Source organism: Mycobacterium sp. 236(2023) (assembly GCF_029623955.1).
GTDB lineage: Bacteria > Actinomycetota > Actinomycetes > Mycobacteriales > Mycobacteriaceae > Mycobacterium.
The window spans coordinates 241,374-257,477 of the sequence record NZ_JARSBP010000002.1 but is presented as its reverse complement, the minus strand read 5'-3'; the positions used below and the strand labels follow the sequence as shown (position 1 = coordinate 257,477).

The 16,104-nt window shown below is 62.9% G+C and carries 14 protein-coding genes; 6 read left to right on the top strand and 8 right to left on the bottom strand.

From position 1 onward, the window contains the following. Positions 1-500 precede the first annotated feature (500 nt). The 4 genes from P9A17_RS03750 (at position 501) to P9A17_RS03735 (ending at position 1,986) form a co-directional block, all read left to right on the top strand. Positions 501-701, top strand: a complete 201-nt coding sequence (locus tag P9A17_RS03750; protein ID WP_278037264.1) for an excalibur calcium-binding domain-containing protein — start codon at positions 501-503, stop codon at positions 699-701. Then, positions 701-1,066 (top strand): hypothetical protein, encoded by a 366-nt coding sequence (locus tag P9A17_RS03745; protein WP_278037263.1) that lies wholly within the window; start codon positions 701-703, stop codon positions 1,064-1,066. Before P9A17_RS03750 ends, P9A17_RS03745 begins: the two co-directional genes overlap by 1 nt. A 74-nt stretch (positions 1,067-1,140) precedes the next feature. Continuing rightward, positions 1,141-1,539, top strand: coding sequence for an excalibur calcium-binding domain-containing protein (locus tag P9A17_RS03740; RefSeq protein WP_347403825.1), 399 nt, complete (start codon positions 1,141-1,143; stop codon positions 1,537-1,539). Between the two features lie 39 nt (positions 1,540-1,578). Further along, complete coding sequence (locus P9A17_RS03735) at positions 1,579-1,986, top strand: hypothetical protein (RefSeq protein ID WP_278037261.1); 408 nt, start codon at positions 1,579-1,581, stop codon at positions 1,984-1,986. A gap of 286 nt (positions 1,987-2,272) precedes the next feature. On the opposite strand, the gene P9A17_RS03730 is transcribed toward P9A17_RS03735, so the two are convergent. The 5 genes from P9A17_RS03730 to P9A17_RS03710 form a co-directional block, all read right to left on the bottom strand. Continuing rightward, positions 2,273-3,490, bottom strand: coding sequence for an acyl-CoA desaturase (locus tag P9A17_RS03730; protein ID WP_278037260.1), 1,218 nt, complete (start codon positions 3,488-3,490; stop codon positions 2,273-2,275). A 402-nt stretch (positions 3,491-3,892) separates the two neighbouring features. Then, positions 3,893-6,154: a DUF2357 domain-containing protein gene (locus P9A17_RS03725; RefSeq protein WP_278037259.1), complete on the bottom strand. Its 2,262-nt coding sequence runs from the start codon at positions 6,152-6,154 to the stop codon at positions 3,893-3,895. A 2-nt stretch (positions 6,155-6,156) separates the two neighbouring features. Further along, positions 6,157-8,319, bottom strand: a complete 2,163-nt coding sequence (locus P9A17_RS03720; protein WP_278037258.1) for a hypothetical protein — start codon at positions 8,317-8,319, stop codon at positions 6,157-6,159. Positions 8,320-8,554: 235 nt separating this feature from the next. After that, positions 8,555-9,496, bottom strand: a complete 942-nt coding sequence (locus tag P9A17_RS03715) for a DUF732 domain-containing protein (protein WP_278038592.1) — start codon at positions 9,494-9,496, stop codon at positions 8,555-8,557. A gap of 5 nt (positions 9,497-9,501) precedes the next feature. Next, positions 9,502-10,599, bottom strand: a complete 1,098-nt coding sequence (locus P9A17_RS03710; protein ID WP_278037257.1) for a hypothetical protein — start codon at positions 10,597-10,599, stop codon at positions 9,502-9,504. A gap of 285 nt (positions 10,600-10,884) precedes the next feature. On the opposite strand from P9A17_RS03710, the gene P9A17_RS03705 reads away from it, so the two are divergent. After that, complete coding sequence (locus P9A17_RS03705; protein ID WP_278037256.1) at positions 10,885-11,184, top strand: DUF732 domain-containing protein; 300 nt, start codon at positions 10,885-10,887, stop codon at positions 11,182-11,184. Between the two features lie 489 nt (positions 11,185-11,673). Continuing rightward, positions 11,674-12,165 carry a DUF2293 domain-containing protein gene (locus tag P9A17_RS03700; RefSeq protein WP_278037255.1) on the top strand — a complete coding sequence of 164 codons (492 nt, stop codon included), beginning with the start codon at positions 11,674-11,676 and terminating at the stop codon, positions 12,163-12,165. 7 nt (positions 12,166-12,172) lie between these two features. Here P9A17_RS03700 and P9A17_RS03695 read toward each other — a convergent pair whose 3' ends face one another. The 3 genes from P9A17_RS03695 to P9A17_RS03685 form a co-directional block, all read right to left on the bottom strand. Beyond that, positions 12,173-12,982 carry a DUF1206 domain-containing protein gene (locus P9A17_RS03695; protein ID WP_278037254.1) on the bottom strand — a complete coding sequence of 270 codons (810 nt, stop codon included), beginning with the start codon at positions 12,980-12,982 and terminating at the stop codon, positions 12,173-12,175. Between the two features lie 163 nt (positions 12,983-13,145). Further along, positions 13,146-14,492: an MFS transporter gene (locus tag P9A17_RS03690; RefSeq protein WP_278037253.1), complete on the bottom strand. Its 1,347-nt coding sequence runs from the start codon at positions 14,490-14,492 to the stop codon at positions 13,146-13,148. Positions 14,493-14,508: 16 nt separating this feature from the next. Continuing rightward, entirely contained in the window at positions 14,509-15,957 is a 1,449-nt protein-coding gene (locus P9A17_RS03685; RefSeq protein ID WP_278037252.1) for a serine/threonine-protein kinase, read from the bottom strand. Positions 15,958-16,104 lie beyond the last annotated feature (147 nt).

The following is a 16,104-nucleotide window of genomic DNA, read 5'->3' as shown; positions in this document are numbered from 1 at the left end:
TCCTGCCCCGATCATCAGTCAAACCCAATGGTGACGATGTGAAGATCACCGCCCAATGGGGACTAACGTGCCCCTAGCGATCAAGGTTGCCTGCCTTAATCCAGGCCAGCCGCATCCACGAAAGCCGCGAGAACCTCAGCGGCCCGTTGACCGTCAAGGTCGCCCCAGGGGTAGCTAGCGTTTGAGCCGATGAGGCCTGCCAGTAAGCCTCCGCATGTATATTACGAGCGCGACAATATTATTGGAGCGCGGGGGAGCGCAGAGGGGGGTGGCATTAAAGAATCAGGGCGCTCAGGACCCCGTTTTACTTGCTTCGAGACCGGTGGCGAATCAAACCTCCCCACCTTCGTCCTTCGCGATGTACCGGTATACCCATCGCCGCTGGTCAACGCTCCAGAAAAGGGATGGGCAGATTCTGTCATTTTGTTGCGACCGCCAGCGCAAACGTCTATGGTTTTGCCGGGTCGGGGGATCTTCTTCACGCAAATAGGGGGTAGTACATGCGCGCACCTATCATCACCATTGCCTTGGGCGCGATCGTTATCGGCGGAGCTGCAACGGCGAGCGCTCAGCCCGGGCCGACGCGTTTCGTTAACTACTCGGCGGCCGAGGGCGCTGGTAACTTCGACCATCCATCGTTGTTGAAGTACTACGGTCCGCATCTCGATCGCGACGATGACGGCATCGGTTGCGAGAGCTGATGAAGCGCCTCGCTCTCGCCCTTGCCGGCGTCATCTTGGCCTCGGGCCTGGCGGCGCCGTTGGCGGACGCCCAAGGGTCGAACTGCTTCAGCGACGAGGTGCGTCGCGGCATCTTCGGGCTGACATTTTTGACGCGGACCATGTGCGACGGACCGATCCTGCCGGATGGCTCCTGGATGCGCCACCGAGTGATCGGCATTCCCGCCCACTACCGGAACGCGCGCTCCACTTGCACTGGGGGGAGCTATTCGAGCACGTGCACCTACTACGAGGCTGGGTGGGTTGAGGATGACGTCTGGGAGGACGACTGGTACCCGGTACGCCCGGAGACGGTGCTACCGGACGAGCCAGGTCACATCGGCTAGTCGAAAAGGTCAATCATGAAGAAGGTCATAATCGTCAAGTCGATACGTCGGCATAGCCTCGGGCGACTGGACAGATGGTTCCACCGAGCATGCTCTCAAGAGTCCGACCGACAAGACGCGGCGACCCGAACTGGCTTATTGCGATTTTCTGTTCCCCCATATGCCAGACCGTACCGGGCAAAGCGAGCAAACTTGTGATCCTGGTTCAGGACGGTTTACTCTCCGCGACGGTCGGGGGACCACACACGATCCTTGGGGGGATTGCATTGATTCTGCGCGCTCTGATTCTTGGCTCTGCTGTTGGCGCAATCGCGCTCGGCGGGGCGGTGACGGCAATCGCTCAGCCAGGATCGACGCCCTTCGAAAACTGCACTGCGGCTCGGAAAGCCGGTTACGGGGACATTCCCTCGTCGTCGCCGTATTACGGCACGCACCTCGACAGTGATAGTGACGGCATCGGCTGCGAGAGATAGGGCCTGATTCCAATGACTCGATACGCTTTTATCTTTGGAATGTCGACACTCGTGCTCGTCGCCTGCGGCAGTAGCGAACAGGCTTCACCGGCAACGGTTACCGTGACGGACACCAGCACCGTCGCTGCGCCCACCCCGGTTCAGACGCCCGCTCCGGCACCGCCGGCCGCTACGGTGGAGCAGGCGGCGCCCCCGGCCGCGCCGGCCTCGTGGACGATGCCGAACCTTATTGGCCGCGACCTGCAGGCGGCGCAGGACGCTATTCAAGCTCTGACAAATTTCGAGGTTTCTTTCAGCACCTCGACCGACCTCACCGGACAAGGCCGCGCACAAATCATGGATCGCAATTGGCAAGTGTGCTCGTCCTCCCCATCGCCCGGGGCGGCTTTAACGACCAATACACCAGTCGATTTCGGCGTTGTGCGGGATTCGGAAAGTTGCCCATGACGCCTCGGAACACCGACCTCAGTACATCGTCACACAGTCTGGAGTCGTCCAGGTGACCGTCCCTGAGCGCTGGGAGTCAAAGGCTCCTCTTGAGTCCGAGGTGTTCCTGCCTCCACCGACCGCTGCCGCCGTTGCGGCGAATTGGTACCCCGACCCAACCAGTCCCGGGATTCTTCGCTACTGGGATGGGATGCAGTGGACTGAGCACCGGACGGCCGCAACGCCGGTGGCTACCGCGACGGTGGTTAACAACGTCCGAGTCTCAGGGGGTGGCTCGGATGCAGGTCTACACCTGCTCCTGACGATCTTTACCTGCGGGCTGTGGCTGCCGGTCTGGATTCTGATCGAGATCATCAGAGCGTTCAGCCGCTAGAAGATTCGGCAAAATGCGGTCCAAAACAGGGGTTTTTATAGGTTGTTCTGCCGGTCGCTGACAAGGGCGGTTCGGAACCGCCATCTCGTGGACGATCCGCTGCGTCCGAAACAACTGCAGCGCAAGGGACCCCGTGTTGTACGGCAGATCGTACTTGTCGCAGAGCTCGCGCACGCGGACGCTGATCTCTGGGAGTCGCCGGCTCGGCAGATCCGGGAACAGGTGGTGCTCGATCTGGTAGCAGAGGTGACCGCCCGAGACGGCCAGCAGCGGGCCGGCGGTGAAGTTCGCCGTCCCGAGCATCTGGCGCAGATACCACTCACCCTTGGTTTCGTCTTCGACCACGGCCGGGTCAAAGACCTCGGCGCCGCCGGGGATGTGCCCGCAGATGATGTTCACGTACACCCATAGGTTGCGGATCACGTTCGCCGTAAAGTTGGCGGCCAGGGTGCGGCGCCACCGGCGCAGGCTCAGAGCGGGAAAGAACACGTAGTCCTTGCCGAGCTGGCGGAAGATCTTGCCGCGCAGCTTGCGCTTTGCGGCATCGAACGCCTCTGGCGTATCAGAGTCGTCCTGCTCGGCGCGGATGCCGTGCACCGCGATGCCCCATTCGAAAGTGGCTGCCAGCACCAGGTTTCGCAACGGCGTGAACAGAAGCTGCCATCGCCACGGCTGATGCTCGGTCACCCGCAGCCAGCGGTAGCCGATGTCGTCGTCCATGCCGAGCACGTTGTTGTAGATGTGGTGGCGGTAGTTGTGCGAGTTCCGCCACTGCGCCGAATACCCGACCATGTCCCACTCCCAGGTGTTGGAGTGGATCTCAGGGTCGTTCATCCAGTCCCACTGGCCGTGGGAGACGTTGTGGCCGAGCTCCATGTTCTCGAGGGACTTCGCGTAGGCCAGTGCCGCCGTTCCGAGCAGCCAGCTCTTCTTGGACCGGCTGCCGGCGATCACCAGGCGGGCCGCCACGTCGAGGCCGCGCTGGAACCCGATCACCCGCCGGATGTAGGCCGCGTCCTTCTCGCCGAGGGAGTCCTCGACGTCACGCCGGATTACGTCGAGCTCGTCGGCGATGGCTTCGACGTCCTCCCTACTCAGATGGAGGTATGCGGGCACATCGGCGATCGCCATCAGGGTCCTCGGGTGGGTGCGGCGGTACTGCGGCGCATCCGGGCCACCGCGAGATCAGACCGCAGCGTAAAGGCTGAGAGTTACCTGGGGGTAATCGCGATCGAACGATCGGGCCAAATGGTGACGCGGATCACGCGTGAGGGGTTTCGGCAGCCCTGGCGATGAGCGGACGAGGCTCATCACAGCAGCATTGTGATCACATGATGCGCGTAAAAGTCGTCCGGCCTGTCCGTATGGGCCGCATAAATCAACGGTGACAACGTGCTACCGAGCGACGGCGGGATACCGCGGGCCGTCCATGCGCATGCATTTGTGAAGCATCACTTCATGGCTGCAATCGAGGGCAGGCATCGAACACCGTGCGTAAATTCAGAGCCTTTCCGCACGACGAAGTACCATCGCCTACGGTTCATTGGTCGACGCCGCACGGAGGACGTCCCACCACGTCACGACGACCGGCACCCCTGGCTGGTCGCAAGGAGTAAGTACCGTCACGTCGATTGAGTCGGCCCACGCAGGAAGATGATCAACAAACTCGAGATCGGCAACAAAGTAGATGTCGCCGCCCGGGCCGGGGTATCCATTCGCTACTAAGTCGGCTCTTGTTACCGGCCGCCAGCGCACTACGTTGGCCCCGTGGGTCACGTAAAGGGCACCGTTCCTGTTCTCGTAAAGAAGGAGCAGTCTTGCGCCAAGTTCACGTCCCCCAATCTCGACGGCCCCGCCGCGATCTCCCGATCGGATGTTGTACTGCTCCATCTGCTCAATCCACTGGCGATGCTCAGGATCGCGGATAAAGCCGAGCAACACATCCGTATCGGCCGGAGGTTCGTCCAGAAAGTCGGTTACCAGTATTGATGCGGGAGTGGGTTCGCCCGGTCGATGTACTGTCTCAGTCCAAAAGCGAAGCCGCTCGTCGCGCGTGACCTGACTGGCTACATGGTCGAGAACGCCATCCAGGAACTGATCGAGGGCGCGCGATGACGAAGCCAGACCGTCACTCGGCCTTAAGGGGAATGCACCCAAACCCGGCAATACTTCCTGGAAGCCTGGATGGCGCCGTATGTCTTCGACGTCCCAACCGGGGTACAGCACATAGGCGCCGGCCGTTCGGGCGATCGCGTCTCGGTAGGCATGCATCTTGAGTAGGTCGTCTCGCTTCGCGCCGACTGACGTCTTCGATTCCGCGGCCGATTCATCCGTCTCAGGCAGAGCGGCCAGCTGGGCCAACGGGTTATCCACGCGGTATTTGGCATCAAAATGCAACCAAACGTCAAGATTCTCGCGGGGAACACGGCGAGGCGTGCTGGCCTCTGGCCTAATTCGCACTGAGCAGTCGGGCCGCATTGCCTGACTCCACGATCCCCGCCGATCATCTGCACCAGCGAAAGTACGATTGAAGAACACTTCGATACGAAGCGGTCGGCCACCTCGTTGAATTAACCACTGCAGTTTCGATGCGCGGCCGGACTTCATGGTCAAAGACATGCCGTCTCCAGCGACGGCGAAGGCACGTACCGTACGATCTTCGCCGCACACTCGCCCGAGCGAATCTACCAACGCGAGAAAGCACCAGAATTCGTAGAGCGTTGCAATGTTGCGCTGTGAGGCGGCAAATAGGTCGGCCGACTCCCCGAAGTCCATTCGCAGGGTGGGCCCCGATTCCGTTAATGCGAATGTCCGAAAGACTTCGCGGTAGCCCGATCGTTTGAGGAGGACCTGGTCCGACGTTGGCAATCGGCTTAGGGAGCTGACTTCACGAAAGAGGGGATGCGCCAGGTATTCATCCAGCAGCGAACCGATTTCGGCAGCGACCTGTTGGCCGCGACGTAACGGTCCCGACTCGATATTCGTCGAGGCGCGGACGAGTACCTCCATAAGCTCCAGCGCGACTCCACGCCAACGCTCCAACGCAAACTTGATGAACCGGTTTGCCAAGCTGTCGACACTTGCTTCGGTACGAGCGCGAGTAAGAGCTATAGGCAATGAAGCGAGTGCAGCATGACCACCAGACCATGGCACCCGTTGACCGGGGGCACTTAGAGCGCGACGAAAGGCGGCCCCCGCAGGGAACGGAGATCCGATCGGACGGACCTCGGTCTCCGATACCCAGATTCGGTGCGGCTGCGAAGTGATACGACCCATCGCGGACTCAAATTCCGGATCCTGCAGGTAAGCAGCGATCATCGCGAAACGTAAGTACAGCAATTCGGCAGGAAGCTCACTTGGCGCCAGCTCCAACATGCTGGGGGCGAATCCCTGAAGCACCGCCTCAGTAGCAAGGGTCGATATGTCAGCGAGCATCTGACGATACTCAGCGTCATGGGCCATCTTGACGGCTACGACTTCAACTTCAGCCCTGCCTGCAGGGCCCTCTCCACGATTAGCGACTTGGATCCGCAGGCGGCCGACGTGCTGACGCGGCAGTAGTCGGCCCCGTTTAAAGCTGTCATCGTCGGGATCAAACAGCTCACGTGGCTCGACATCGACTCTTGTTGCATCACAATCGATTTCATAGCGGTAGACCGCGGCTTCCCGTAAAGCGGGGGTTCCGGACACTGTCGAGGTGATGTCGTTCCGACCTGGGAGATTGGTGATGTGAAGCAGCCCAACGTTGTTGCCGTCGAGATCGCACAACTCCAGCCGTAATGACTCCGGTGACATAACTACTCAGCAAAGCTGACAAACTGGTTCGCTCGAATGGAGTCGATCATCCGAACAATCTTGTTGTGGGTGATGGGAAGTCGCGGAACTGCACCGGATCCAACCGCGAGCGCGTCCAGAGCAATCAGGACTGGCTCGACCCGCCTGCGCGACCCGTTAACCTTCGGTAAGACCTTCTGCATCACTGCAAGATCGAGCGCGGTGTCAGCGTTGATGTTTCCCGTCGCCGCGAAGAACGCACAGAATCGCAGGATGTCATACAGCGTGCGGTGCCCGAACTCTAGATTGGCCTTGGCCAGTATCGCGTGCGCCTCGCGTAGAAACGAGACGATCCCGTCGCGCAGGGGATGTGGATGCTCGCTCTGCCAATTGTCGATCTCTGCGAGTGATGCAAAGGCACGCACTATTTGCCCTTCCCCGGGCTTCGCGGCCACGGGACGTCCTAGCTCCGCGTCTAATTCCTCCGACGTGACGCGGAATTCGAAAGTGAACGCCCTGTCGAGAACCTTCGGCGAGAACATATATGTCGTCTCGTCCACATTCACTGTTCCTACAACAAAGAGGTTCCTGGGCAACGAACGTCGTTGCGCCCCGGCGTCGCGCAAAACCCATTGCCGGGACAGTTCGTCGAAGATTAGGTCGGGCAAGACGGGGCGCCGGGACTCGACACCGGAGAGGAAGTCAGAGAAGTACCGTTCGACATGGGCCAGGTTCATCTCGTCGAGAATCAGTAGGTACGGATGCGACGGGTCGTCCGCTGCGCGAAGGATAAACTCAAATGCTTCCGGTACAAACCACACTGGAGCCCGCGAAGTCGACGTCCGCAGCGCATCTTCATAGCCAAAGATCGACTCCGGGCCGGTCCAATCAGGTCTCACGGGAACGACCACGTGGCGATGTCTTCCGTGTTCATCAGTGCCGAACCATTCACCGAGTCTCATCGCCAGCTGAGTCTTTCCTGCGCCGGCGAGGCCCGTGAGGATGGCAAATGGCTTTGTCAACAGGCTGCTAACGAAGGATCGAACTAGGTTCGAACCCGAGGGAAAGCGAAGCCCCGAGGCTTCCACTGCATCGGCGAAGTCACGAAAAAGTTCAGACGGCGTCGGGGCCTCCGGTGCTGTGTGATCCGAAAGTGCAACTGCCGGGATCTCAGGCAGATGCGTCGCGAGTTCTGGGAACCGTAGGACTAATTCGTTGACGAAGTCGTCATGGAGGCGAAAGAGATAGCCTTGGCGGACGGATCCCGTTACTGTGAACGGCGCTCCCTGCGTGATGCGGGCGCTTTCATCGATTGAGGCGAGCGCAATCGGTTCGTTCAACTCCAGATACTGGCATTCGACAAGCCGGCCCGCTCTGCCCCATGTTTCGTCGTCGGGGAATGGGTTCGCTTGCGGGCGGGAGGGTGCGCTGACTCGGCTCACGGCTCGTAACGAACTGTCTTTGTAGTGGACCACAACATCGCCTTCGCGAATCTGATCCATGTTGTCCCAATGAGGTTCTGGACGCGGAGGACTCGCCCGATTGAGCAGTGGGGCCCAAAGAAAACCACCGTCACGCTCCTGCGTATATGTCGAGCCCTGGTTCACCCACCAGACTGAAGGCCGTTGCCCCACCAACGCAGTCCCTACTTCGGTTAGGCCTCCACTCCGATCGATAAGCCCGGTCTCGATCAGGAGTTCTCGGTACCGGGCCCCCTGCGATTCAAAGGTCCGCTCCGACTGCCACCGTTCGGACTTCGCATGTTCAGCCAGTGCGCGCCCCAGATCGTCGTTAGACCATCCCGGCGCCAAGTCTCGCACCACTTCCAGGGCGGCATGGACATCCTTCTCCAGTTCAGCGCCTCCTCCGAACAGCTGGTCGCGAAGAATGGAAGCCTGTGCCTGGTCAACAATCCAAGGGTTACTTGCGTCTACGCGCTCAACGTAGGCGTCACCCGGTTCAGTAAGCATCCATTTGCGGTCGCTCTCCACCACCAGGTTGAGCATCCGCGCAAAGCGAAGACAATCGCGAGCCCGCCTTTCGGGGTTCTCGAACGGCCCGTCGGACTTAAACCGTTGATCAGGCTCGGTTCCGAGTAGATCCGCGACAGTTGCAGAGTCGAGCTCGCGGAGCCGAACGAGGAGCAGATTGCCGTAGCTGAACTTGAGAGTAGGGATAGCCAGCACGGTCTCAGGCTAGTGGGATGCGCCAGCGCACACACGGGAGTTATGCGTCTTTCCGCCGCCTAATCCGGTGTTGGCCGAGTCAACTGACACCTCACGCCCAGCGACAGAGTCCAGGCGGTTCGGAGGTCAACATCCGAACGGAAGCCTGCATGACCAGCTGACAGACCAATTGAGTGACGCCGTTTGGACCAATTGGTGACGGTAGCGAGAGAGCGGACGTTAAGCGAGCTACCCCTCAACCCAGCACCAATGCCACCCCACCGGCCCTCAGTTCGTCGAACGAGTAACTCAGCTCGCCCCGGTCCCCCACCTCCACGACGTAGCGATCCTGGCCTTCGGTGACATCGAATGTGAATCCGAACGTGCACATGTACCGGCCGCCTTTGCCTTCCTCCAGGTAGGTCGTCGTCAGGATCTCACCCTTGCCGTTCCTTACCGTCACGGGCGTTCCCGGATTGACGTCCGAATACCCACTCGCCCCCACGCAGGACGTCCCGTCGACGTCGATCGCCGGCGAGTACACATTCGGATCCTCATCGTTCAGCGTGAAGCTCCCCGAAATCGTCGCCGTCTCCAGCACGTGAAATCCTTCGACGAACTGCGGGCAGAAGTATTGCACCGCAACCTCATCCGCAGGCATGCCCTGCTGCGCGCCACCGCTTTCCAACTGCCGGCACACCTGCTTGCCATGCGCGACTGCGTTCGCATCGGAGTTGAACTCCGCCGAGAACCCCTCCTGCTTCAACGCTGTCAGGTACCGGTCATCAACCGTCGTGCGGTCCCGATTCAGGTACACGTAGGCCCCAACGCCTCCGCCGACCAACGCAAGGACAGTCAGCGCAGCCGCCACCGCGACCCAGACCCGGCGGGCCTTCTGAACCGGCGTATCAGCCGAAAAATGTTCGGCAACAGCCGGTTCCAACTGCTGCTTGCCGAGCGGATCCAGTGCCTCTTCACCGCCATTGCGGATCAAATCCGTCGGCTGCCCGCCCACAAAATAACGGCCCTCGTGCCGGCCTGTCGGGTCCGGCATCCAGCCGGCACCCGAAGCTGCGGCCGACGCCGCAGGCGCACCGTAGGCCGATTCGTGCCACGTCCCGCCGACGTTGACCGCACCACACGACGTGCACTGCATCGCGTCGGTCAGTCCACCGCCGCAGAACACGCAGAAACCCACCGCCATCACTTCCTGTACGCCGTGGTGCCTTCGACACCAAAGAGGGAGCTGACGAACTTCGCGAAGCAGTCGTTGACCCCCAGCCCCTGAGAGTCGCACCACCCGTTCGCTTCTGCCGGCGCCAACTTCGGGTTACCGATCACTGTCACCCACCAGTCCGGGGCACTGAACGTCGTCCACTGCCCCGACGACACCAATCGCACCCCGCTGTACTTCCCGCGCAGGGCGAGGTGATCGCGCAGGACATCGGCGCTCGTCAACGTCTTGCCGTTGACTTCGCGACCCGACTTCTTAGAACTGATCTGCGGCACCCAACGATTCGCGATCGACCCTGACACGAACGAGTAGTCGGCGTCGCGGATCTCGCGCAGGACCGCCTCGGCGACACCGTCGACACTTCCGTGTTCGGGAGTCGCGACCGAATGGGCTATCAACCGGTCCGACGTCGACGACGAGGCCGGCGTCGCCTCCGACCGGTCGCCGGGGTGGAACACCAGCTGAGGCGCCCCGGAGAACATCGCCGTTGTCCGCCAGTACATTCCGGCGGGGAAGACCAGGGTTCGTCGCGCGGTTTGGCCGGGCTTCATCGTCACCGGCGAGGCGGAGAAGTCGAAAAGCCCTGCGGCGATATCCCGTTGGCCGTCGGCAACCGTGATCCGCACACCGGAGCCGGCTTCGGTGTTTCCGCCCGCGCACTGGGAGAGGAACGCCGCGCTCACCGTCAACCCGTCGGGAGTCATGTCGACCGACTCGGCCTGCACCGCGGGCGCTGCTGTGCACTCGGGCACCAGCAACGCCGGGTCCATCGTCGCGGTCGTGAAAACGCCCCGATCTGGCGCACCCGCCTCGTCATCCGACGGGGTTGCGACCATAACGGCAACCACACCGACGACGACAACTAACGCGATAAGGGCTCCGACAACGCCGCCGATCAGCAGACCGCGGCGTCGCGGCGGCCGGGCCTCTGCATCTCCTTCGTCCTCCGGGAACGCCACCACCCCGATGGGCGATCCGCACTGCCCGCAGAATTTGTAGTTCCAGGCGTTGATGTGTCCCTGTGGGCAGAACACTGTCGGCGATGTGCCGTCGAACTCGCCGCTCATCGCAGGCGCCTTACCTGCGCGACGAATGCCGGATCACCCGGCGCGCACAGTCGGTCGAACTTCATTCCAGCAATGATTGGGCAGAGCACTGACAGAGGGAATCGGGGATTCCCCTCGTTCCTTGCAGAGAAAAGAAACTTGCGCACCTTGGATAACAGGAGCCACACATGCACCACGGGTTCGCGGAGGTCGAGGGGAATCCCCGATTCCCTCCGCCTCACCGATGGCCGCACCATTGATCCACCCGCGGATCCCACCGCGACCGACAACCCCAAGGACAACCCCATGAAGTACCTCGGCCTGCTCGGTGTCGTCTGCGGGGCGGTCGCTATCAGTGCAGCCGCTCCCGCAGCCGCAGCGCCCCAGGATGGTGCGTTCTTGAGCCGGCTCAACCAGGTCGGCATTACGTCGTCGAATGTGTATGCGACATTCCGCGAGGCCTACGCCGTGTGCCGGCACCTTGAGTTCGGGACTCCGCACTCGCGCGTGGTCGGCATCGTGCTCAGCAACAATCCGGACCTCGATTACGAGAGCGCGGCCGACTTCGTCGTCCTCGCGAACATGACGTACTGCCCGCCGGCCTGACCTCCGATACCTGTCGGTGGGTGGCCATACCCTGCGCATGTGATGCCAGGAGTCGACTCTCGCGTCGTGCAGATCGCCGACGACGCGTTGGCCGATCACCAGTTCGTCACGGCGATAGACGTCATAGTCGGCCTGGGCTGGATTACGCCGGCGAACGTCGATCTATGGCTGGCGGGATTCGTCACCACGCTCGACCGCTGCCTCCGCGTCACCAGCTCTGAGATCCACGACGCCCTCGCCATTGGGCGCCTGGGCTCGCGAACGCGGCCTACACTCGTTCGAAACCAATCACACAGGGCGATCTTTCAGCGACGATCCCGAATCCGAACGAGCCTTCCGCATCCGGTGGGCGCCCGGCGCCACTCCGGCACCGCACGTCGCACCACCGCGGCCGACGGTGTTTATCGAATTCCTCAACGTCTGGTGCAACAACTGCGGCGGTGTCCACAAACCGATCGTCAGCACCAAGGACGGCGACTTCTGCCTCGTGTGGCCGGCCTCGGTCATCTGGTGTTCCTGCCAGCCGGCGATGCCGCGCTGACCCGTCGCACGACCAAGACCGCCCGCCTGACCATCACCGTCCGTCGCGTCTACACCCGAAGTACCCGAGAAGGCATCCTGGCCGAGCAACGCGACATCGAGCGAGCAGCACAACAGTGCCTCGCCGACACCGCGCCCGCCGACGGTCTGCGACGCGAGATCACCGAGGGCATCCGCGCAGAATTCCCCGGCTGCCCAACGGCACGCGCAGGCGGCATCGCTTACTTACTCGCGGTGGATGGCGGCCACGCCCCCAGCGCCTGCATGCACCCTGACACCATCTGCGAGTGGGTCGCCGAGTCCGTCCGTCGCGTCGACACCGGCTACGACGATCTCATCCTGTCCGGAGTCGAACCCGCCGATGCGCGCCGCCTGGTGCAACCTCGCGTCGATGACATGCTCGACACCTGGCGCAGCGGCATCGTCGACCTGGATCTGTAGCGCGCACTCACATCCGCGAATACCGCGTCAGCGCAAAGCTATAGAGCCCATACGCCGCGAAGCCCGCCGCCGCGACCAGCAAGATCGTCTGCCCGAACTGGGCCTCCCCCAACGCTTCCACCGCAGCGTCGAGTCCCCTGGCCTGTGCCGGGTCGTGCAGGACCGCCGTCCCGGCGATCAGAACCCCGGCGGCGATCAGCACCAGGCCTTCGGCCACGTGACCGCAGACCCCCAGCACCGTGACCACCGGCCCGCCCGAAACCCGGAGATCCGCGAGGAACTTCCTCCACGCGCCCTTGTAGACGAAGTAACCACCGAACGCGACGACTGCCGCACCGATGGCGACGAGGATCGCCTTCCCGCCACCCGTCTGCATCAACCGCGCGCTCAAACCTTCCGCCCGTTCACCTCCCTGCCGTCCCACCCCGAGGGCGAACTGCACCGCGGTGAACGACAACAGCAGGTAGACCAGCGCCAGTCCAAATGCTTTGAGCCGATTGATCAGTGGGACGTCTCGGCGATGCGCGTTGGCATGTTCGCCGGGATGCAGCCCCACGACCGTCTCGGCCAGTCGCCACATCGCCAACGCGAGCATCCCGAACGCGACGACCCACAGCGACCACGAACCACCGGGCTGCTCGGCAAGCGTCGCCAACGCTCCCGTCTGATCGGCGTCACCGGCCAACCCGAACGCGATCCGCCCGATGGTGGCCGCGATCAATAGATGCAGCAGTCCGTTGACGGGGTAGCCGATGCGCGCGAGCCACTCCACGGTGCGACTCTCGGTGGCGCGATTGACCGCACCTTTGAACGTCATCCTGGCAAGTGCCCTTCTAACCGCAGAGGGACTCGGCTACCCACCTGCGCATTCCCGAAACCGCATCCAACATCCCGTTCCGGATTCGTGACGTCCAGGTCTCCCGCGCGTCGACATGATGAACAACCCGCGCACAACCCTCAGCGCAATCTCGGCGCGAGCGTCACACCCGGAACGCCGAGCCCCGCTCGCGGTCCAGGTACGTCTCGCTCTTGTTCTTCAGGAAGAACACATACACAAAGAGAGACACCGCGATACACACCGTCACGTACGCGATGAACAGCGGCACATGGCCGGACTCCTTCATCGCCTGGTAGATCAGCGGGGCGGTGCCACCAAAGATCGAGTTCGCCAGCGCATACCCAACACCCACGCCCAACGCTCGCACCCGCTGCGGGAACAGCTCCGACTTCACCAGCGCATTGATCGACGTGTACCCCGTCAAGATCACATAGCCCACCGCCACCAACGCGAAAGACACCAGCGGCGACTGAGTTTCAGGCAGGTACGTGATCAACACGTACGTCCAGAACAACCCGCCGACACCGAAGAACACCAGCATCGGCTTGCGCCCCACCTTGTCGCTGATCATCCCGCCCACCGGCTGCAACAGCATCAGGAAGATCAGCCCGAACAGGTTCAGCCACGTCGCCGTCATCGGGTCGTCCTTGAACGCCGTCTTCACGATCGCCGGCGCATTCACGCTGTACGTGTAGAACGCCACCGTGCCGCCCATCGTGATCAGGAAGCACAACAGCAGCGGCCGCCAGTACGTCGTGAACAGCTCCCGCATCGACCCGGCGCCCTTGTCCTCACCCGACCGGGCCGCCTCGATCACCTCTTCCGACAGCGACTCGTCCATCGTCCGCCGCAGCCAGAACACCACGATCGCCGCCACACCACCGATGGCAAACGCGATGCGCCAACCGAATTCACGCATCTGATCGTCCGACAGGAACGACTGCAGGATCAGCAGCGTGAACTGCGCCAGCACGTGCCCGCCCACCAGCGTCACGTACTGGAACGACGAGAAGAACCCGCGGCGCTCTCGCGTCGCCGCCTCCGACATGTACGTCGCCGACGTCCCGTACTCCCCGCCCGTCGCGAAGCCCTGCACCAACCGCGCCAGGATCAGGATGACCGGCGCCGCAAGGCCGATCGACGCCTGCGACGGCACCAACGCGATCACCGCCGAACACAACGCCATCAACGACACGCTGAACGTCAGCGCCGCCCGCCTGCCCCGCCGGTCAGCGAACCGGCCGAAGAACCACGACCCAACCGGCCGCATCACGAACGTGATCGCGAAGATCGCATACACGTAGACCGTCGAGTTCTTCTCCGACTCCGCGAAGAACTGGCCCTCGAAATATGTTGCGAACACGGTGTAGACGTAGACGTCGTACCACTCGACGAGGTTGCCCGAGGATCCGCGCAGCGTATTCCAGATCGCGCGCCGCGTCTGAGCTGGGCTCGACTTCGGCTGCGGTGCCTCAGTACTGGCGGTCATCGGTCGTCCTCCCCTGTTAGCTAGCCGAACCGTACTCCAACGCCGGCTCCGCCGAATCCACACTGCCACCACTGGAAATCGTCAACTCATCCGGCTGGATGTCATACCGCGCGCCGTCCGACCCGGTGACCGTGAACCCGTCACCCGAGCGCGTCGCCCCGTCGATCTCCCGGTTCGCGCCGTCACGCAGCCGCTCCCCGCGGTAGTAGAAGTCGCCCGAGGACCGCTCGCAGATGATCGCCATCGACAGCGACGTCCGGATCAGCGCCGCTGGGGTGTCCCCGGAGTCGCAGCGCGCCGTATGTCCCACGAAGCCTTGCGAATCCGTGCCCGACACGCCCTCGACTGCCGACGTCGTCGACGTGGGCGTCTCGGACGACGATGCCGGTGGCTTCGCCGCGATGCGCGGCTGCGACGGCTCGGAATCTCCTCCGAACACCAGCGCCACCGTCAAAATGATTGCGAGAGCGAACAATCCGACGATCCCGGCCACCAACGCCTTCTGCCCACGACCGAACCGTCGCGGCGTCGGCGGCGCCACCGGCATCGGCGGCGGCGTCGGATACGACGCCGAGAACTGCCGCGTCGACGGCGGCGTCACCGGCGCGACCGGTTCCGCCGTCACCGCACCGTCCAGCGCGGCTAACGCTGCCCGCGCCAGCTCCCCCGCCGTCGCGTAGCGGTCCTGCGGCTGCTTGGCCATCCCCCGCGCGATCACGTCGTCGAACGCGCGGCTGATCCCGCGCCGCATGATGCTCGGCCGCGGCGGCGGCGAGAACATGTGCGCGCTCCACACTTGACGAACATCGGCCGCCTCGAACGGCGCCCGTCCCGTCAGCGCCTCATACAGCAGGCATGCCAGCGAATAGATGTCCGAGGCCGGACCGCCCCGCTCGCCGCTGAACCGCTCCGGCGCCATGAACGCGCTCGACCCGACCACCAGACCCGTCGACGTCACCGACGCCTCACCGCCGCCGTGCGCGATCCCGAAGTCCACCAGATAGGCGAAGTCGCTCGGCGTCAGCAACACGTTCTCGGGCTTGATGTCGCGGTGGATCAGGCCGTTGGCATGCGCGTCGTCGAGCGCCGCGGCAACCTGCCCGATGATCGACACCGCCCGCGCCGGCGCCAGTGCTCCTTCGGCGCGCAACGCATCCTTGACGCTCTGGCCCTCGACCAGGCGCATGTCGATGTAGAGGACGCCGTCGATCTCGCCGAAGTTGTGGACCGGGATGACGTGCGGCTCCTGCAGACGGGCCGCGACCCGCGACTCGCGGCGGAATCGCTCCTGGAAGTCGTGATCGGCGGCCATCTCCGGCCTCAGCAGCTTGATCGCCACCATGCGCTCCCGAAGCGTGTCGTACGCGCGATAGACCTCGCCCATGCCCCCGACGCCGATCACCGACTGCAGCTCATAGGGCCCGAATTTTGTGCCCAACCGAGAGGCGCCCTTGCGGGTGCTCACATGCAATCCTTCCCGTCTGAAGACTGGCAGCAGCGGGTAGCCTTCCCCGTCGCACCACGTTGTAACCACGACGGGGACGCGCGCCCAAGACGACGTCCAGGGTAGTGCAGATCGGCATGCCTTAGCCGTGACGGGTGTGACCCCTGT